The sequence below is a fragment of the Streptomyces fungicidicus genome, from assembly GCF_003665435.1.
In the GTDB taxonomy this organism is placed as follows: Bacteria; Actinomycetota; Actinomycetes; order Streptomycetales; family Streptomycetaceae; genus Streptomyces; species Streptomyces fungicidicus.
In genome coordinates this window covers 643,333-662,211 of sequence record NZ_CP023407.1, presented here as the reverse complement: position 1 = coordinate 662,211, position 18,879 = coordinate 643,333, and the positions used below count along the sequence as shown (strand labels likewise).

Annotated in this window: 17 protein-coding genes; 7 read left to right on the top strand and 10 right to left on the bottom strand. The window is 73.7% G+C overall.

Translation table 11 applies throughout. The annotated features are described in order from the left end of the window. Position 1 precedes the first annotated feature (1 nt). Together CNQ36_RS02760 and CNQ36_RS02755 are read right to left on the bottom strand one after the other, a co-directional pair. Positions 2-628, bottom strand: coding sequence for a DUF4232 domain-containing protein (locus CNQ36_RS02760; protein ID WP_121544780.1), 627 nt, complete (start codon positions 626-628; stop codon positions 2-4). Positions 629-641: 13 nt separating this feature from the next. Further along, a complete protein-coding gene (locus CNQ36_RS02755; protein WP_040907960.1) occupies positions 642-3,020 on the bottom strand; it encodes a SpoIIE family protein phosphatase in 2,379 nt (792 codons plus the stop codon). Positions 3,021-3,240: 220 nt separating this feature from the next. Between CNQ36_RS02755 and CNQ36_RS02750 the strand changes: the two genes are divergently transcribed. The 4 genes from CNQ36_RS02750 to CNQ36_RS02735 all read left to right on the top strand — a co-directional run bounded on the left by CNQ36_RS02750 (position 3,241) and on the right by CNQ36_RS02735 (position 8,262). Further along, entirely contained in the window at positions 3,241-5,484 is a 2,244-nt protein-coding gene (locus CNQ36_RS02750; protein ID WP_121544779.1) for a glycoside hydrolase family 9 protein, read from the top strand. 115 nt (positions 5,485-5,599) lie between these two features. Further along, complete coding sequence (locus CNQ36_RS02745; protein ID WP_121544778.1) at positions 5,600-5,845, top strand: hypothetical protein; 246 nt, start codon at positions 5,600-5,602, stop codon at positions 5,843-5,845. A 3-nt stretch (positions 5,846-5,848) separates the two neighbouring features. After that, positions 5,849-6,226 (top strand): toxin Doc, encoded by a 378-nt coding sequence (locus CNQ36_RS02740; RefSeq protein WP_121544777.1) that lies wholly within the window; start codon positions 5,849-5,851, stop codon positions 6,224-6,226. A 395-nt stretch (positions 6,227-6,621) separates the two neighbouring features. After that, entirely contained in the window at positions 6,622-8,262 is a 1,641-nt protein-coding gene (locus tag CNQ36_RS02735; RefSeq protein ID WP_121544776.1) for an RICIN domain-containing protein, read from the top strand. Between the two features lie 64 nt (positions 8,263-8,326). Here CNQ36_RS02735 and CNQ36_RS02730 read toward each other — a convergent pair whose 3' ends face one another. Together CNQ36_RS02730 and CNQ36_RS02725 are read right to left on the bottom strand one after the other, a co-directional pair. Further along, the gene (locus tag CNQ36_RS02730; RefSeq protein ID WP_121544775.1) at positions 8,327-9,496 is read right to left on the bottom strand and encodes a lactate 2-monooxygenase; all 1,170 of its coding nucleotides are present in this window, start codon (positions 9,494-9,496) and stop codon (positions 8,327-8,329) included. A gap of 100 nt (positions 9,497-9,596) precedes the next feature. Further along, positions 9,597-10,151 (bottom strand): hypothetical protein, encoded by a 555-nt coding sequence (locus tag CNQ36_RS02725; protein ID WP_121544774.1) that lies wholly within the window; start codon positions 10,149-10,151, stop codon positions 9,597-9,599. A gap of 324 nt (positions 10,152-10,475) precedes the next feature. Here CNQ36_RS02725 and CNQ36_RS02720 point away from each other — a divergent pair, with 324 nt between their 5' ends. Further along, the gene (locus tag CNQ36_RS02720; protein WP_004935626.1) at positions 10,476-10,910 is read left to right on the top strand and encodes a protease inhibitor; all 435 of its coding nucleotides are present in this window, start codon (positions 10,476-10,478) and stop codon (positions 10,908-10,910) included. A 152-nt stretch (positions 10,911-11,062) separates the two neighbouring features. Here the strand turns inward: CNQ36_RS02720 and CNQ36_RS02715 are convergent, their stop codons facing one another. The 4 genes from CNQ36_RS02715 to CNQ36_RS02700 are packed head-to-tail and all read right to left on the bottom strand — an operon-like array spanning position 11,063 to position 13,643. Next, entirely contained in the window at positions 11,063-11,731 is a 669-nt protein-coding gene (locus tag CNQ36_RS02715) for a Type 1 glutamine amidotransferase-like domain-containing protein (protein ID WP_121544773.1), read from the bottom strand. A gap of 44 nt (positions 11,732-11,775) precedes the next feature. Continuing rightward, a complete protein-coding gene (locus CNQ36_RS02710) occupies positions 11,776-11,973 on the bottom strand; it encodes a CDGSH iron-sulfur domain-containing protein (protein ID WP_004935631.1) in 198 nt (65 codons plus the stop codon). Further along, positions 11,954-12,640 carry a HemK2/MTQ2 family protein methyltransferase gene (locus CNQ36_RS02705; RefSeq protein ID WP_121544772.1) on the bottom strand — a complete coding sequence of 229 codons (687 nt, stop codon included), beginning with the start codon at positions 12,638-12,640 and terminating at the stop codon, positions 11,954-11,956. Before CNQ36_RS02705 ends, CNQ36_RS02710 begins: the two co-directional genes overlap by 20 nt. After that, positions 12,630-13,643, bottom strand: a complete 1,014-nt coding sequence (locus CNQ36_RS02700) for an iron-containing redox enzyme family protein (RefSeq protein ID WP_121544771.1) — start codon at positions 13,641-13,643, stop codon at positions 12,630-12,632. The genes CNQ36_RS02705 and CNQ36_RS02700 overlap by 11 nt, the downstream gene beginning before the upstream one ends. Before the next feature lie 82 nt (positions 13,644-13,725). Between CNQ36_RS02700 and CNQ36_RS02695 the strand changes: the two genes are divergently transcribed. Continuing rightward, complete coding sequence (locus CNQ36_RS02695) at positions 13,726-14,334, top strand: flavodoxin family protein (RefSeq protein WP_121548339.1); 609 nt, start codon at positions 13,726-13,728, stop codon at positions 14,332-14,334. Between the two features lie 6 nt (positions 14,335-14,340). Here CNQ36_RS02695 and CNQ36_RS02690 read toward each other — a convergent pair whose 3' ends face one another. Continuing rightward, positions 14,341-15,351: a Ppx/GppA family phosphatase gene (locus CNQ36_RS02690; RefSeq protein WP_121544770.1), complete on the bottom strand. Its 1,011-nt coding sequence runs from the start codon at positions 15,349-15,351 to the stop codon at positions 14,341-14,343. A 167-nt stretch (positions 15,352-15,518) separates the two neighbouring features. Between CNQ36_RS02690 and CNQ36_RS02685 the strand changes: the two genes are divergently transcribed. After that, complete coding sequence (locus CNQ36_RS02685) at positions 15,519-16,049, top strand: SRPBCC family protein (RefSeq protein WP_121544769.1); 531 nt, start codon at positions 15,519-15,521, stop codon at positions 16,047-16,049. 4 nt (positions 16,050-16,053) lie between these two features. Here the strand turns inward: CNQ36_RS02685 and CNQ36_RS02680 are convergent, their stop codons facing one another. After that, a complete protein-coding gene (locus CNQ36_RS02680; protein WP_121544768.1) occupies positions 16,054-18,879 on the bottom strand; it encodes an NHLP bacteriocin export ABC transporter permease/ATPase subunit in 2,826 nt (941 codons plus the stop codon).

Here is an 18,879-nt window from a genome sequence, read left to right as displayed (position 1 = left end):
GTCAGGGCCCGGTGCCCGGCTCCAGGACGGTGAGGAAAACCGACGACGCGTTGCCGGACACCGGGACCGCCCCCGCCTTCCAGGGCACCTTGAGGGGCTCCCGTTCGTCCGGCGGGGTGACGAGCAGCGCGGCCGGCACCGCCGTGTCCGCGCCGCTGACGCCGGGGCTCGCGTAGCGCAGCCCGGCCCAGGCGCTGTCGCCGGGCGCCAGGGTGACGGTCGCCGAATCGCCGGGGGCGCGCCGCGGGTCCCGGCCCAGCTGCTCGCCCGCCGCGTCCACGAAGGCGGCGCCCGGATAGCCGTACAGGGTGCAGCCGCGGGAGGAGACGTTGGTCAGCACGACGGGGAAGTTGCGCTGTCCCGCGCCCGGGTCCACCCGGCCGACGGAGGCGCTCAGTTCGGAGGTGCGGCACCGCGACGCCGGGCGCTCCGTGCGCCCGGAGGCCGTCGGCGTACGGTCGCCCGCCGAGGCGGTGGTGTCGCCCGGCGCGGCGCTCCGCGATGCGGGGGCGGACGCCGGGGACGGCGGTGTCTGGGTGGTGCCCCCGGCGCCGCAGGCGGCCAGCGCGCCGAGCAGGACCACTGCTCCCGCCGTCGCCGCACCCGCGCGGCGTGACCCGTTCGGCATGGCTCCCCCCTCGTCACATCTCGTCCACCAGGGCCAGTTCCGCCCAGATGGTCTTGCCGTCGGCGGTGTGCCTGCTGCCCCACCGCTGGGTGAGCTGGGCGACCAGCAGCAGGCCCCGGCCGCCCTCGTCCCAGGTCTTGACCCGCCGCAGGTGCGGGGCGGTGTGGCTGGTGTCGGACACCTCGCAGATCAGCGTCGAGGCGTGGTGGATCAGCCGCAGCCGGATGGGCGGGGCGCCGTACCGGATGGCGTTGGTGACCAGCTCGCTGACCACCAGCTCCGCGGTGAACGACGCCTCGGCCAGCGACCAGGTGTCCAGCTGGTCGAGGACCTGCTTGCGGATGGGGGCGACCAGCGCCGGGTCGGCCGGGATCTCCCAGGTGGCGACCTGCGCGGACGGCAGCCCGTGGGTACGGGCCAGCAGCAGGGCCACGTCGTCGGTCGTGCCGCCCGGTGAGAGCACGGTGTGCAGCACCCGGTCGCAGGTCTCGTCGAGCGGGCCCGCGGCGTTGGACAGCGCCTCGCGCAGCAGGGCGTGCCCCGCCTCGGTGTCCCGGCCGCGGGACTCGACCAGCCCGTCGGTGTAGAACGCCAGCACCGAGTCGTCGGGCAGCTCCAGCTCGGCCGACTCGAACGGCAGCCCGCCGACGCCCAGCGGAGGCCCGGAGGGCAGGTCGAGGTGCCGGGCCGGGCCGCCCGGCGGGATGAGGACCGGTGCGGGATGCCCCGCCCGGGACAGGGTGCAGCGCCGGGACACCGGGTCGTACACGGCGTAGAGACAGGTCGCGCCGACCTCGCCGGGACCGCCGTCGCCGCCCGCCTCGTGCGACAGGTGCAGCACCAGGTCGTCGAGGTGGGTGAGGAGCTCCTCGGGCGCCAGGTCGATGTCGGCGAGGGTGCGGACCGCGGTGCGCAGCCGCCCCATGGTCGCGGACGCCTGGATGCCGTGCCCGACGACGTCCCCGACCACCATCGCCACCCGCATCCCGGACAGCGGGATCACGTCGAACCAGTCGCCGCCCACCCCGGAGCGCGCGGCCGGCAGATAGCGCGTGGCGGCCTCCACCGCGGCCGTGCGGGGCAGCGTGCGGGGCAGCAGACTCCGCTGGAGCGTCAGGGTGGTCTCGCGCTCACGGGAGTAGCGGCGGGCGTTGTCGATGCAGACGGCGGCGCGCGCCGTGACCTCCTCGGCCAGCAGCACGTCGTCGTGGGTGAACGCCTCGGGACGGCTGAAGCGGGTGAACGCGGCGACGCCGAGGGTCGTGCCGCGCGCCTGGAGCGGGACGGACAGCATGGAGTGGACGCCGCTCTCCCGGACCTGCCGGGCGCGTGTCTCGTCCGCGTCGAGCCACGGGTCGAGGTCGCCCGACGGCACCGAGGCCACGATGCTGTGGCCCGCGATCAGCGAGTCGGCGTGGGGCGCGGCGGCCGGGTAGACGACCACCTCGCCCGACCGGACGGCCGACTCCGGACTGCCCGGCACGAGGGACCGGTGGGCGACCCGGCGCAGCGAGACCGGCGCGGCCAACGGGCCGGTGGGCTCGCCTCCCGGCTCCTCGGACTCCAGCAGATCCACGCTGACGAAGTCGGCGAGCGCGGGCACGCACACCTCCGCCAGCTCCTGCGCCGTCCGGGTGACGTCCAGCGTGGTGCCGATGCGCATGCTGGCCTCGTTGACCAGCTGGAGCCGCTCCCGCGCCCGGTACTGGTCGGTGAAGTCGTGGGCCGTCACGCACACGCCCCGCACCCGCCCGGACCGGTCGGTGAGCGGGGCCAGGCGGGCCAGCCAGGCGTGCGCGCTGCTCTCGCCGGTGGCCTTCATGTACGTCTGCATGTCGTGCGGCCGTCCACTGCGCAGCACGTGGCGCAGCTGCCGTTCGAGTTCGGAGTGCTGCGGCCGGCCGCCGACGTCGGTGGGCCTGAGCCCCCGCAGCTGCGGGGCGGGCAGGCCGAGGAGGAGGGCCATGGCGTCGTTGACCCCGCGCAGCCGCAGCTCCTGGTCGAAGACCATCGTGGCGCACGGGGACTGGAACACGGCCGCCCTGACCAGGGGGTCCTCGGGCAGCTCGTGGTCGGAGGCCTCCAGCGGGGAGACGGCGAGCCAGTCGCCCGCGCCCCCGTCCGCCGGCTGCCGACGGTGGGCGAGCACCCACACCGTGACGGTGCCGCCGTCGCGGTGCCGCAGCGCGAGGGTGCCGCTCCAGCGGACGGCCGCCGTCGGCGGCGCGCCCGCGCCCCCGGCCAGCAGACGGGCGGCCGGGCGACCCACGACCTCGCCGGCCGTGTATCCCAGCAGCAGGCACGCGCCCTCGCTCCACCGCGTGAGCGTGCCGTCGGCGGCGATGACGGCCCGGGCCGTCACGGCATCGTCGAACGGGTCGTCCGGCCTCATCGTCGCCACTCCATCGCGCACACTCACCGTGATCCGGTGTATCGCCTGAGTCCCAGACTAGTGGCTCCCGGCGCGGCGCGGACTGTGAACCTCCGCTCAGGGCCGCCGTCATCTCTCCCGTCGCACCCGTTGACGGAGTGTCACCCCTGCCACAACCATGGTCGGCGCACAGAGATGGGAGCGCTCCCAATTCCCGCACCTCGCCCTCAGAGGAGCCAACGTGAACAGACGCAGAACCGCTCTGCTGTCCCTGACCGGACTGCTGGCCGCGGCGCTCACCGCGCTGCCCGCCGCCCCGGCCGGGGCGGACCCGGCCGAGCAGGTCCGCAACGGCACCTTCGACACCGGCACCGAGTCCTGGTGGGCCTCCGCGAACGTCACCGCGGGCCCGTCCGGGGGACGCCTGTGCGCCGACGTCCCCGGCGGCACCGCGAACCGGTGGGACGCGGCCGTCGGCCAGAACGACATCACCCTGGTGAAGGGCGAGTCGTACCGCTTCTCCTTCAGCGCGGCCGGCACACCCGCGGGCCACACCGTACGGGCGATCGTCGGTCTGCAGACGGCGCCCTACGACACCTACTACGAGGTGTCGCCCCAGCTCGGCGTCTCCGGCGACACCTACACGTACACCTTCACCTCGCCCGTCGACACCGCGCAGGGCCAGGTCGGCCTCCAGCTCGGCGGCAGCGCGGACCCCTGGCGGTTCTGCGTGGACGACGTGTCCCTGCTGGGCGGGGTCGCCCCCGAGCCGTACGAGCCCGACACCGGGCCCCGGGTCCGCGTCAACCAGGTCGCCTACCTGCCCTCCGGGCCGAAGAACGCCACCCTGGTCACCGAGGCCGCCGAGCGGCTGCCCTGGCAGCTGAAGGACCACGCCGGCCGTGTGGTCCGGCGGGGCTGGACCGTGCCGCGCGGTGTCGACGGCTCCTCGGGGGAGAACGTCCACTCCATCGACTTCGGCGCCCACCGCGGGCGGGGGAGCGGGTACACCCTGACCGTGGACGGCGAGACCAGCAGGCCCTTCGACATCGACGCGAGCGCGTACGAACGGCTGCGGCTGGACTCGGCGAAGTACTACTACACCCAGCGCAGCGGCACGGAGATCCGCGACGACCTGCGACCCGGCTACGGACGGGCGGCCGGGCACATCGGCGTGGCGCCCAACCGGGGCGACACCGAGGTGCCCTGTCAGCCGGGCGTGTGCGACTACACCCTCGACGTCTCCGGCGGCTGGTACGACGCCGGCGACCACGGCAAGTACGTCGTCAACGGCGGCATCAGCACCTGGGAGGTGCTCAGCACCTACGAACGCGCCCGGCACGCCCGCACCGGCGAGCCCGGCAGGCTCGGCGACGGCACGCTGGACATCCCCGAGAGCGGCAACAAGGTCCCGGACATCCTCGACGAGGCCCGCTGGGAACTGGAGTTCCTGCTGAAGATGCAGGTCCCCGACGGCGAGCCGCTGGCCGGCACGGCCCACCACAAGATCCACGACGAGCAGTGGACCGGGCTGCCGCTGCTGCCCGGCGCCGACCCGCAGAAGCGAGAACTGCACCCGCCTACCACCGCCGCCACCCTCAACCTCGCCGCCACGGCCGCCCAGGCGGCACGGCTGTACCGGCCCTACGACAAGAAGTTCGCGGCCACGACGCTGGCGGCCGCGCGCAAGGCCTGGACGGCGGCCCTCGCCCACCCGGACCTGCTCGCCGACCCGGACGACGGGACCGGCGGCGGCGCCTACCCCGACGACACCGTGTCCGACGAGTTCTACTGGGCGGCCGCCGAGCTCTACCTCACCACCGGCGAGCGGCGGTTCGAGGAGTACCTGCGCGACTCCCCGGTGCACACCGCCGACATCTTCGGCCCCCTCGGCTTCGACTGGTCGCGTACCGCCGCGGCCGGCCGGCTCGACCTCGCGACCGTGCCGAACCGGCTGCCCGGCGGCGACAAGGTGCGCCGCTCCGTGATCGAGGGCGCCGACCGCTATCTGGCCACGCTCGAGGCCCACCCGTACGGCATGCCGTATGCGCCCGCGGGCAACGTCTACGACTGGGGCTCGAGCCACCAGGTCCTCAACAACGCGGTCGTCCTCGCCACCGCCTACGACCTCACCGGCGCCGCCAAGTACCGGGACGGCGCGCTGCAGAGCATGGACTACGTCCTGGGCCGCAACGCCCTGAACATCTCGTACGTCACCGGCTACGGCGAGGTCAACGCGCACAACCAGCACAGCCGCTGGTACGCCCGCCAGCTCGACGCGAACCTGCCGAATCCGCCGGCCGGGACGCTCTCCGGCGGGCCCAACTCCAGCATCCAGGACCCCTACGCCCAGTCGAAACTCCAGGGCTGCGTCGGGCAGTTCTGCTACATCGACGACATCCAGTCCTGGTCCACCAACGAGCACACCATCAACTGGAACGCCGCCCTGACCCGCATGGCCTCCTTTGTGGCCGATCAGGGCTGACCGCCCTCACCGCGGGGCCGCCGGCCACCCGGCCGCCGGCCCCGACGGTACCCCTCCATATGCAGTCTGAACTGGGCATATTTACGATTCAGTACCCGAGCGGTACCGTGAGGGCATGCCAGCTCTCAACGTGGAGTTCAGCGACCGCGAACTCGAGGACCTGCGGCAGATCGCCAAGGAACGCGGTACGTCCATGAAGTCGCTCGTGCGCGAGGCGGCCGCGGCCGACATAGCCCGCCACCGCGCCCTGCAGGAGGGCGCGGAGGCGTTCCGCCGCTTCTTCGCCTCCCACGCCGACGAGTTCGCCGCCGCCTTCCCGGACGACGAACGGCCCGCCGGCAGCCAGGGGCGGGCCGCCTGACCGATGGCACCCGTGCTCCACATCGACGTGCCCTGGCTGCTCCAGCGGCACGAGGAGGTCCTCCGGGACCAGCCCACCGTCAACGACTTCTCCGCCCTGGTCGCCGCGGTCGCCCGCCATCGCGTCGACCCGCCCCGGCTGGGCGTCGACTCCGACCCGGCCTGGCGGGCCGCCGCCCTGCTGCACACCCTCGCCGTGCTCCGGCCGCTGCCCTCGGCCAACGCCCGCTTCGCCTGCGCCACCGCCGTGGCCTACATGTTCGCCAGCGGGGCCGGCATCGATCCGCCCTACGGCGCCCTGGTCGACCTGGCGCGCGAACTGATCTCCGGCGAGGCCGACGTGTACGCCGCGGCGGACCGGCTGCGTTCCTGGCAGATCTGAGACCGTCCGCGGCCGCCGTGACCAGTGGACCGCGCTCCCGGCGCGCGCCGGGAGCGCGCGCGGCGCGCCGCCCCGGATGTGAACGGCGTGAAAACCCTGGCCGAAAGCCGGGAGGAGGGGGCGCGGCGCGCCTTCCCTTTCTGACTTTCTGTCAACGCGCGGATGTCGCTCACGCGCCTTGTTGGCCGAGCGCGGGTTGTGCGAGAGTGAGCCACTTGTGCGGGGGGGGTAAAGGCCGGGGTCGCACGCGAGTTGATGAACCGGGTCCGATTCGCCGTCGGTGAATTCGCACCCCCCGCGCGTGCCGGCGCCAAAGAGGTATACACCAATCGGTCTTCCTTTCCGGCGTCGGAAACCCCTGAATGTCACATGCGCTGTGGGAAGGAACCATCTCAGTGCACACCCCCCACCCCCCTCGACCTCCGTATCCTCCGCCCGGCGGGGATCCGGGGGAAACCGACGAGTTCCTCGCCGCCCGGCTGCGGGACCGTCCGGAGGGCGAGGCCGCTCATTCCGTCGCGCTGCTGACGGCGCGGCACTGGCAGTCGGCGCACGACTACGCGGCCGTCTGCCTGGCCTCGTCGGGCCAGCTCGCCGCCATGGTCACCGCGGCCGCGCTGCACCGGGTACTGGACCGGGTCGCCGTCGGAGAATCCGCCGTCGCGTTCCGGCCGCTGCTGCTGGTGGCCGTGCGCGACACGGTCCGGGAGTGGGCCGCGGACGATCGAATAGCCGGAGTTATGCCGGAGTTGCAGAAACCGGCGGGCGGGCGCGGCATGCGCGCGGCGAACACCATGACTCCGGAAAACCGATCACTCGCTCAACGGGCATTCCGCTCGCTGCCCGCACGCGCGCGCTGTTTGCTGTGGCACGCGGAGGTCGAGGCCGAGCCGATTTCCGTGCCGGCCGGTCTGCTCGGCATGGACCCCGACATCGCGTCGGGCGCACTCGAACAGGCGCGGGACAAATTCCGTCAAGGTTGTGTCCACGCCCATCAGGAACTGGCGCCGACGAAGGACTGCCGCTTCTACAACCGTCTCCTCGACGTCCCGATCCGCCGGGGAGGGGCCCTGCTGCCGGACGTCCGGCAGCACCTGGCGGAGTGCCGCTTCTGCCGGAACGCCGCCGAGCAGCTGAGCCACTTCGAGGGCGGTCTGGGCACGCTGATCGCCGAGGCCGTGCTCGGCTGGGGGGCCCGCCGCTACCTCGACTCGCGCCCCGGCCGCGCGACGGCCGGTCCCCGAGCCGGGCGCACCGCCCGGCGCCGGCGCCGGGGCGGGGGAGGGCAGTCCGGTGGCGGGCGGCACCGCGTGCTCTCCCGGATCCCCGTTCCCGCACGCCTGACGGGGATCGCGTTCCCGGATCCGGTGCGCTCGACGAGGACCCTGCTCACCGGCATCGGCGCGGTCTCGGCGGGGGTGCTGGTCAGCGTGCTCATCGCCGGGTCCTCCTCCCCGGACGGCGGTGCGGCCGACCCGACGGGCTCCACCGCGGCGGGCGGCCGCGCGGCCGTGCCGTCCGCCTCCCCGCCCGGCGCGGCCGGACTGCCCACCGCTCCGGGACGGACCCGGCTGCGCAACATCGCCTCCGGCCTCTGCCTCGACACCAGGGGCGAGCCCCGGGACGGCTCGGGGACCCGCCTGGCGGGGTGCTCCTCGGCGTGGACCCAGCAGTGGACCTACGAGGACGACGGACTGCTGCGCAGCGTGGCCGACCCCGGCCTGTGCCTGGACTCGCACAAGGACGCCGGTGTGGTCGTCCTCGGAACCTGCGCCGACACCGGCGACCAGCGGGGCGACGACGTGCGGTACGACCTCACCGTGCAGGGCGAGCTGGTGCCCCGCTGGGACGTCCAACTGGCCCTCACTCCGGCGACCCCTGACGCGAACGCCGACATCGTCGTCAAGGTGCGCGACCGGACCGTGAACCAGCGGTGGACGGCCGAACCGGTACGGACGGCGACGGGCTCCCTGTCCATCAGCGGCAGCGAGGCACCGGTCGCCCGGCACGCGGAGCTGACAGTGCCGGTGACGTGACGGCGCGGCCGGGGCGGGAGGCCTCCCGGCCGCCCGCCCCGGTCTCGTCGTGCGGTGGCGCGGGTCAGCCCGTGGCCTCCGTCAGGTCGGCCGGGCCGACCGTGGCGGGGGAGGCGTGCCCCGACAGGGCCAGGGTGAGGTCGAGTTCGGCGAGCAGACAGCGGATCACGTGTTCCACGCCCTCCTGCCCTTCGAGGCCGAGCCCGTAGACGTACGGACGCCCCAGCAGCACCGCCCGCGCCCCGAGGGCGAGGGCCTTGAAGACGTCGTCGCCGGTGCGCACCCCGCTGTCGAACAGCACGGTGAGCCGGTCGCCGACGGCCTCCACCACGCCGGGCAGGGCGTCCGCCGCCGCGATCGCCCCGGCCACCTGACGGCCGCCGTGGTTGGAGACCACCACCCCGTCCATCCCGGCGTCGGCGGCGAGCCGTGCGTCGTCGGGATGCAGTACCCCCTTGAGCACGATCGGCCCGTCCCAGTTCTCCCGCAGGAAAGCCAGGTCCGGCCAGGACTTGGCGGGATCGGCGAACATGCCGACGAAGTGCATCACCGCCGCGTTCGGGTCCTCGTGCACCGGCTTGGCCAGGCCCGCCCGGAACGCCGGGTCCGAGAAGTAGTTGGCGGTGCCGACGCCGTGCAGGAAGGGCAGGTACGCCTGGTCCAGGTCGCGGGGGCGCCAGGACAGCAGGGGAGTGTCCAGGGTGACGACGAGTGCCGTGAACCCCGCGGCCCTCGCCCGCTCCAGGAAGCTCCGGGCCACCTCCACGTCCTTCGGCCAGTAGAGCTGGAACCAGCGCTCCGCCTCGCCCATCGCCTCCGCGACCTGCTCCATCGGCGTGCTGGACGCGGACGACAGCACGAACGGCACCCCCTGCGCGGCGGCCGCCCGAGCGGCGGCGGACTCCGCGTCCGGGTGCATGAGCGACAGCACCCCGACCGGCGCCAGAGCCAGCGGCGCCGGCAGCGCGCGGCCCAGCACCTCCACCGACAGATCGCGCTCGTGCACGTCCCGCAGCATGCGCGGCACGATCCGGCGGCGGTCGAGAGCGGCCCGGTTGGCGCGGGCCGTGCTGCCGTCGCCCGCGCTGCCGGCGACGTACCCGACCGGACCGGGGCCGAGCCGCTGCTCGGTCAGCTCCTCCAGCCGGGTCAGATCGGTCGGCAGCCGGGGCACGGCGCCCGTCATCCCGTTCAGGTAGATCTCGTACTGGAAATCGGCCCAGTGCTTCGCCATGCGTCCCGCCCTGTCTCCTCGAGCCGTGCCGTCCCGACGCATACTGGCCGGTATGCGCGCGCGGCGTCCAGCGCGGGGCCCCGGCGGGCCGCGACGCCGCTCAGCCCTCGGCGGCCGCGGGGTCCTCCGGCGGTTCGCCGTCCGGACCCTGCGCCCGCACCCGCTGGACGTGTTGCAGCGACTCGCGCAGCTCGGTGAGCCAGTCGTCGGTGTGCCGCTGGACCAGACGCACGCACCAGGCCAGCGCCTCACTGCGGCTGCGGGCCACCCCGCCCGCGATGAGGGTGTCGAGGACCTGGCGCTCCGGCTGGCGCAGCCGGGTCATGACGGGCGCTGCCACGTGGGTGAACAGGGCGCGGCGGCCGTCGCACTCCACGCCCCAGGAGACCTTGCGCCCGAAGCGGTGCTCGGCGTCCCGGGCGACCGCGATCCGGTCGTCCCGGGTGCGTTCCCGGAACTCCTGGACACGGCCCTCGACCGCCGCCTCACGCTCTGCCGGTGAGGCGTCCGCCACCGGCCGGGGGCCGGGAATGCGGCCGATGACCGTGATCTCCTCGCGGTCGACCGTGACCTCGGCCAGCTCCTCGAAGAGATCGTCGGGGAGCCGGCCGGTGAACCAGCCCCGCACTTGCTCTCGCTGCTCTGCCGTAATCATGTAACAACGATTACTCGCCCCCCGAATGAACACAAGGCGTCGCGGAACGGTCCGCCGAGAGCGGAACCGGAATGTTTCAGGCCGATTGCCGGGCGGCGCCGTTCCGGCCATCCGGCCACTTCGCGTTCCCCGTGTCCGTGCGGTTACTAGGGCGGCGGTCCTGCGTTCCGTGACTTCACGCCACTGATTCAACACGCAAGGTTACCGAAACGCGCATGTCCGATGTGAAGTTCCGCCGCGGACTCGGCAGACTCCCGCACGCCGGTTCGGCACCGACCGAGCACGGGCCGGCGACTCGTCGACACGAGCGGAAGGATGCACACAATGCGGAACACCGCGCGCTGGGCCACCACCCTCGGCCTCACGGCCGCCGCCGTCTGCGCACCCCTGTCCGGGGCCGCGCTGGCAGCTCCGGGGAACGCCCCGTCCGCGCTCTACGCCCCCTCGGCCCTGGTGCTCACCATGGGCCACGGCGACAGCGCGGCGACCGCCACACCGGAACGCGCGGTCACCCTGACCTGTGCCCCCGGGGCCTCGGGCACCCACCCGGCCGCCGGGGCGGCCTGCGCGGAGATGAACCGCGCCGGCGGCGACCTCGACGCCCTGACGGTGAGTGAGGGCGTCCACTGCACCCTGCAGTACGACCCGGTCCTCGTCACCGTCGACGGGGTGTGGCAGGGACGGCGCGTCTCCTACGAGCGGACCTTCTCCAACGAGTGCGTGATGAACGCTCACGGTTCGAGCGTCTTCGCGTTCTGAGACCGGGATCGCGCGTTTTCCCGTGACCGCGCGGCGGCCGGCTCGATTTGGGGAGTGCCGGCCCTCCCGCGGAACGTGCGATCCCCGCAAGGAGACCGGCGGGCGGAGTGGGGCCGCCCGCCGGTCTCCGGGTCCTCGGGGAACTCCCGGAGTCACGGATGGAACCGCCACCGGCCCTCGGAGACCACGTCCGTCTTGCCGTCCCTGACGCGAACGGCCGTCTCGTCGTCGACGAAGTAGACCGGGAAGTCGGCCCGCGCGGTGATGCGGTCGGCCCAGGCGTCGTCCCGCTCGGGGAAGTCCGGCGAGTACAGATGGGGCTTGAGATACCAGTCGAAGAGCCCGAACGGCGGCTCCACGGTCGTCGCGTCGAGCACGTGGAGGTCGGCGGTGTCCCCGATGACGTCGGCGGAGTGCCCGGTGAGATGACGGCTGAAGATCATCGACCCGGCGCTGACCCCCACGTAGACCCGGCTCTCCAGCGCCTCCAGGAAGCCGTCGGCCAGACCGTTGCCGGTGATGCTGCGTGCGAGGTGGTAGTGGTTGCCGCCCTCGACATGGATGACGTCGGCGCGCAGCAGCCGGTCGAGCACCATCCGCCGGGGCAGGCCGTTGAGCTCCAGGACGTCGAACTCCCGCCAGCCGAGGCCGTGCACCCGGTTCATGTTCGCGACGAACCACCCGTGGTCCCCGGGCTCGGCGACCGATGCCGTCGGAACGTACACGACGTTCGCCGATCCGAACGGCTTGCCCAGCATGTCCCGCAGCGCGTCCCGCAGGGTGTCGTTGCGCAGGCCGCTCGCCGTCAGCAGAAAGTTCATCGGGCGAGCCAAGCACGGCCCGCGGGCCGTCGCAACAAGCCTCCTCACGCCCGGTCGCGGTGACTGGTGTCGCACCACGGATACCGCTTGCTGCGGCGGCAGGTGCACAGGGCCACCCGGAAGCGGTCGGAGGCGACGACCGTGCCGTCCTCCAGCTCCACCTCCACCGGTCCCTCCACCAGCAGCGGGCCCTTGCGCCGCACGGTGACGCGTCGCGGGGTGTCAGACGGGGAGTTCGGCACGGATCACCACCAGCTCCTCCTTGTCGTCGGCCGCGGCCAGCAGTCCCCGCGCCCGCAGCCAGCGCTCCCTCGCCCGCAGCACCGGGCCGAAGGAGATGTGCCGGCGCCGGATCACCGCGGCCTTCGTCCCGGCGGCGCGCAGATGCCCGACGGTCAGCTCGGGACCGCTGAGCGCCGACTGCACCAGCAGCAGTACGCCCCCGGGCCGCAGCAGCGCCGGCGCCTCCCGGCAGATCCGGTCAAGGACGAGCCGCCCGTCGGCGCCCGCGTCCCAGGCCCGGGCCGCGCCCCGGGGCAGCGAGGGACCGCCGGGCGCGGGTACGTACGGGGGATTGGCGAGGACCAGATCGAAAGACTCGCCGCGCACGGGACCGAACAGGTCGCCGCGCCGCACCCGCACCGGGACGCCGGCCCGCAGCGCGTTCAGCCGCGCCGTGCCCACCGCCCGCCACGAGACGTCGACCGCGGTCACCCGGCAGCCGCGCCGGGCGGCTGCCACCGCCAGCGCGCCGGATCCCGTTCCCACGTCGAGGACGGCCGCGTCCGGCGGGACCGGCTCGTCGGACAGGGCACCGGCCAGCAGCTCGGTGTCCTCCTGAGGGGCGTACACGCCCGGGGGTGCCATAGGACTCACGGACCGCCGGGTACCCACACCGTCAGGAGACATGGGTGAACTCCCGGGACAGGGGAGTACGCAGTGAGGAACGGCCCGCGCTCCAGTCACCGAGCAGCCGGCCGGCGAGGCGGTCCTCGGCGAACACGGTGGCGTCGACGCCGAAGGCGACGTCCGCCGCGAGGTGCGGCTCCGCCTCCAGCAGCCCGGCGACGACCTCGTGGCGCACCACCTGCTCGTGCACCGCGTCCGCCTCCACGTGCTCGTCGTAGAAGTGCTCGGCGGCCGGCCCCGCGCCCGTCCGGCGCATCGCCTCGGCGAGCCGCCGGGAGCCCGGCGAGGAGGTGATCTCGACCGTCGCGAAATGGCCCACCAGCGCGCCCCTGAGCGAGCGGTGCAGTCCGAAGAGCGACATCAGGTTCACCGTCACCAGCTGTTCGGCGCAGGCCGCGTCCAGATAGCGGCCGTACGCGGTGTCCAGGCCCAGGTCGGCCATCAGGTCCGCGAACAGCCGGGCGTGCACCCGGTCGGCGCGGCCGCCGCCGTACTCGTCGAACTCCACGGCCGCCATCGCCGCCTTGGCCCGCCCCCACAGCCGGGGCAGCACCCATGCGTGCGGGTCGGCCTCCTTCAGGTGGTACAGGGACCGTTGGGCGGCGTACTCCCGCACGTGCCACAGCTCGCCGCTGTCGCGCAGGAAGTGGCTGACGCCGGTGCCGTCCACCGGCTCCACGAGGATTCCGGCGAACGCCTCGTCGACCTCGTCGTGCCGGTGGGCGTCGGCGCGCAGCGCGGTGAGGAAGCGCCGCTCCAGGGCGGCCCGGGCGCGCAGCAGCTCCGGGTCCCATTCGAGGTCCGCCGGCACCCCCGAGAAACCGCGGTAGTGCAGCTCGTAGCAGAGGTACAGGGCGAGCTGGAGGTCGTCCCCGTAGACGGGGGCCGCGGCGATCCCGTCGTACGGAGGCGGCGGGCCCGCGCCCCGCAGACAGTCCACGACGGCGCTGCTCAGCGGGCCGCGCGCGGCCGGCAGAAGGGGTTCCTCACGGTCGTTCGTCATGCGCCCCGGGTACCACCCGGACGGCCCACGGACACCCACGTCCGTGTGGCACCGGGGCGCCACCGGGGTACTTCGTGTCGACATGAAGGCACTCGTGATCAATTGCACGCTCAAGAAGTCACCGGAGACCTCGAACACGGAGGCGCTGTTCCGGACCGTCACCGGGCAGCTGGAGAAGGACGGGGTGGAGACCGACGTCGTCCGTGCGGTGGACCTGGACATCGCTCCGGGGGTGGTCAGCGAGGCCGTGCACGACGGTGACGCGTGGCCGGGCGTGCACGGGAGGATCCTCGCGTCCGAAATCCTCGTCATCGCCACGCCGACCTGGCTCGGCCAGCCGTCCTCGGTGGCCAAACGGGTGATGGAGCGGATGAGCGGCATGATGTCCGAGACGGACGACGACGGCGTCCCGGCCGCCTACAACCGGGTCGCCGGCGTCGTCGTCACCGGCAACGAGGACGGCGCGCACCATGTGATCAGCGAGATCACCGGCGGTCTGCAGGACATCGGCTACACCGTCCCCGGCCAGGCGTGGACCTACTGGAACCAGGGTCCCGGCCCCGGACCCAGCTTCCTCGAGGGCGGCAGCGGCCACGACTGGTCCCGCAGGACGGCCCGCGCCATGGCCGCCAACCTGCTGGGTGTGGCCCGGGCCCTGGAGGCCCGGCCGCTCGGCCCGCCGCCGCAGTGACTCCGGTCAGCCGCGCGCGGTGGCGACGCGCAGGGGGACGGGGTCCGCGCCGGACGTCTCCTTCTCGCTGAGGCGGGCGATCTCCACCCACCAGGAGGGGCCGTCCTCGAGGTGGCGCAGCAGCACTCCCTCGCGCAGCGCCCAGGGGCAGACCGTCACCGATCTCAGACCGGTCAGCTTCATCGCCGTGTGCCCCACCACCGCGCCCGCCAGGCTCTGGGCGGAGCGCGGGGCGGAGATGCCGGGCAGCCGGGCGCGTTCGGCCGCGGGCAGGGCGGCCAGCCGGTCGATCGCCCCGCGCAGGTCGGAGCAGGTCAGCACCCGCTCCACGAACGGCCCGTGCCGTCCCGGCGCGGCCCCGCACAGCCGTCCCAGCTGCTGGAAGGTGCGGGAGGTGGCGACCGCCGTCCGGGGCCCCTCCCAGCGGATCCGGGCCGCCACGTCCCGCAGCTGGTGGCGCACCCGGCGGCGCAGCGCCCGTACCTGCTCGGGGGAGGGCGGGTCCGCGTCCGCGAAGAACTCGTGGGTCAGCCGGCCCGCCCCCAGCGGCAGCGAGGCCACGAAGTCGGGCAGCCGCCCGCGTCCGAAGGCGACGTCCAGCGAGCCCCCGCCGATGTCCAGCAGGGCCAGCGGTCCGGAGCGCCAGCCCATCCAGCGCCGTGCTCCCAGGAACGTGAGCTCGGCCTCCACCTCACCGGGCAGCGTGCACAGGTCGACGCCGGTCCGGTCCCGGACCGTGCGCAGCACCTCCTGCCGGTTCGGAGCGCTCCGCACCACGGCGGTGGCGAACGCCAGCGGGCCGGGGGCGCTCCATCGCGCCGCCGTCCGGTCCGCCGCGGCGACCGCCTCCGCCAGACGGTCCACGGCCCGCTCCGGCACCGGCCCCCCGGGCGTGACGTGTTCGGACAGCCTGAGCGGCCACTTCGCCGTGTGCACCGGCAGCGGCGCCCCGCCCTCCGTGTCCGCCACCACGAGTCTCACGGTCTTCGATCCGACATCCATCACGCTGGTTCGCATGGCCCGTGGGTACCCCGTTACCGCGCGCGGCAATGGACACGCAGCCGGGTATGGCGCAGACATGCCCCAGGTGTGACCGGACGGTTACCATCCGTTGACCATTTTCCTGCCCGTCGTCCGGACGAACCGCCGATCACCGCCGGGCCCCGCACGGAAGGACCGAACCCATGGCAGCCGAGCCCACCGGCACCTTCCTCACCCTCGACGACGGACGCCCGGCCGTCCGCTTCACCCGTGCGTACGACCACCCCGCCGACCGCGTCTGGCGGTTCGTCACCGATCCGGACGAGCTGGCCGGCTGGTTCCCCTCACGCGCCGAGATCGACCCGCGCCCCGGCGGCACCGTCGCCTTCAGCGGCGACCCCGCCCTGGAGGACTCCACCGGCCGGGTCCTCGCCGTCGACGCGCCCCGCCGTCTCGCCTTCACCTGGGGCGACGACGAACTCCGCTTCGACCTCGGGGAAGCGGCGAACGAGCGCACCCGCCTCACCCTCACCCACGTCCTCGGCGCCGAGGACACCGCCGCCCGCAGCGCCGCCGGCTGGGACGTGTGCCTCGCCGCGCTGGACGCCCGGGCACGCGGCGAGCGGTCCGGGGGACCGCGCCCGGGCGCGCGGGCGCAGTGGCGGGAGCTGTACGCGGCCTACGTCGCGTCCGGTGTGCCCTCCGGCGCGCCGGTTCCGGGCACGGACGCCTGACCGCTCACGCCATCTGCCGCCGCACCAGCTCGTGCAGCCGCCCGCCGGTGTCGGCGAGGAGCTGCGCCGGCGGGCCCTGCTGGACCACCTTGCCGCTCTCCATCACCACGACCCGGTCCGCGTCCAGCACCGTCGACAACCGGTGCGCGATGACGATCCGGGTCGCCTCCAGGGCCTTGGTGCTCTCCATGACCGTGCGCTGCGTCTCGTTGTCCAGGGCGCTGGTCGCCTCGTCGAAGAAGAGGATCCGCGGCCGCCGGATCAGCGCCTGGGCGATCATCAGCCGCTGCCGCTGCCCTCCGGAGACCGCGCCGCTGCCGGACACCAGGGTGTGCAGCCCCATCGGCATCCGCCGGATGTCCTCGGCCAGTCCCGCCATCTCCGCCGCCGCCATCGCCTCCTCCGGCGTGTACGGCTCGCTCCCGCAGATGACGTCCAGGAGCGACCCGGTGAAGGGCTGCGCGTGCTGGAGCACCACACCGCACTGGCGGCGCACGGCCGACTGGTCCAGCGCGGCCAGGTCCTGGCCGTCGTACAGCACGCTGCCGGAGACCGGCCGGTCGAAGCCGATGAGCAGCCGCAGCAGCGTGGACTTGCCGCAGCCGCTCGGGCCGACCACCGCCACGAACTCGCCCGGCCGCGCCTCGAAGGACACGTCGTCCAGGACCAGCGGGCCGTCGTCGGAGTAGCGGAAGGTCAGCCGCCGCGCCTCGACCGCCCCGGTCAGCGGGCCCGGCCGGGTGCTCGCCGTGCGTACCTCGGGCGTGGCGTCCAGCACCGGCCTGATCTGCTCGAACAGCGGCAGCGCGGCCACGCCCGAGACGAACGCGCCGGTCAGCTGGGTGACGGAGGTCAGCACCATCGTCACGGACGTGTTGAAGGTGAGGAACTCCGCCGCCGTCATCGAGCCCCGCGCCGGCCCGGCCAGCAGCATGAACATCGCCAGGGTGCACAGCGGCAGGTAGACCGCCCCCAGAACCGCCGTCAGGTTCTTGATCCGGCCGGCCCGCTGCTGGAGCTCACGGCTGCGGGCGAACTCCGACGCCCACGCGGCGTACGCGTAGTTCTCCGCCGCCGCCACCCGCAGCTTCGGCAGCCCGCGCAGCGTCTGGAACGCCTGGTTGTTCAGCTTGTTGGTGAGCACCACCAGGCGCCGCTGCCAGCGCACCTGCCACAGTCCGAGCCCCAGGAACACCCCCGCGATGACGACCAGCATCCCGACCGCGGCCAGCGCCATCGGCACGCTGAACCACAGCAGCAGTCCCAGGTTCATCGCGCCCACGGTGACCGACTGCGCCACCGTGGGACCCACGCCGGCCAGCATGCGGCGGATCGCGCTGATGCCCATGGCCGCACTGGCCAGCTCGCCCGTGGAACGCTCGGTGAAGAACCTGGTCGGCAGCCGCAGCAGTCTGTCCCACACCGCCGGCTGGAGCGTGGCCTCCACCCGGCCCTCCAGACGCAGCAGGGTGAGGTTCTGCAGCAGCATGAAGGCGGCGGCCACCACGCTGCTCAGGATCACCGCGAGACACACCTGCACGATCAGCCCGGTCTGCGCCTTCGGCACGAACTCGCCGAGCACCTTTCCGGTGGCGAGGGGCACCAGGGCCCCGATCACCACCGTCACCAGACCGCTCAGCAGCAGACCGGTCAGATCGCCGCGCGTCCCCGACATGCAGAACCGCATCAGCCCGAGCGGGCCCAGCCGCCGCTCGGGCAGCGGACGGTAGAACATCATCGCGCGGGGCTCGAACTCCCCGGCGTTCGCCTTCTCGACCGGTGTCTCACGGCCGGTCGCCGGATGCACCGACACATAGCCGCCGCGCCGCCACAGCAGCGCCACGGGCGCCCCCGACAGGGCGCGGTGACCCACCAGCGGACCCACGTCGTCCCGCCACCAGCGGCCGTCCAGCCGTACCACGCGGGTGCGGACGCGGGAGGCCAGCGCGATCTGCTCGACCGGATCGAGGCGGTCCCCGCCGGTGCCGGACCGGGCGGGCGCGGCCAGCGTGATCCCGGCCGCCCGCGCGACCAGCCGGCAGGCCGCGTAGGTGGCGTCCGCGTCCGCCGCCGTGGTGCGCTGTCCCGACCGCTTGCCGATGGCGGCGAGCAGCGTCCGGTCGGCCTGCGCCCGCACCGCCTCACCGGCCGCGATGCCCTCCGCGGTGCGTGTCTCGTGGGTGTGCTCCAGCTGTTCGATCCACCGGTCCAGCGTCGTCATCAGCCGGTACTGCTGGTCGACCATGCTCTGCCACAGCGCCGGATCCATCAGCAGGTCGGCCGCCGCCTCCGCGCCGTACAGCGAGCCGTACTGGGCGCTGCCCGGCGGCACCTGCATCCAGAACACGTCGTCGTCGCTGGGCGCGACGGCCCGCTCCGTGGCCATCGGCGCCTGGAACAGCACCGCGAGACCGCGGCCCACGCCGAGCGCCAGGGCGTACTCCAGCGGGCTCGTCGTGGGCGGCACGTACTGCGCGTTGCCGTACTCGTCGTACGACCAGGTCTGGGTGCTCGCCGGCTGGTACAGCTCGCGCAGCCCGATGCGGTGCACCACGCAGTCCCGCAGCGGACGCGCCACCAGCGTGTGCGCCGGACCGGCCACCGGGCCCAGCACCAGCGAGCCGGCCTCCAGCCGGCCCAGATGGTGCCAGTGCCCCTGCTGTCCGGCGTCCACCGCGAACAGGTCCACGGCGCCGGACGCGATCAGCCACAGCACCTGCGGCCCCTCGAGGTCCAGCCGGCCGAACCCGGAGCAGTCGATGGGCGTGCCCAGCGAGCCGAGCGCGCCCAGGACGAGGTCGCCGCCCTGCCCCTCGTGCACGGTCGTCAT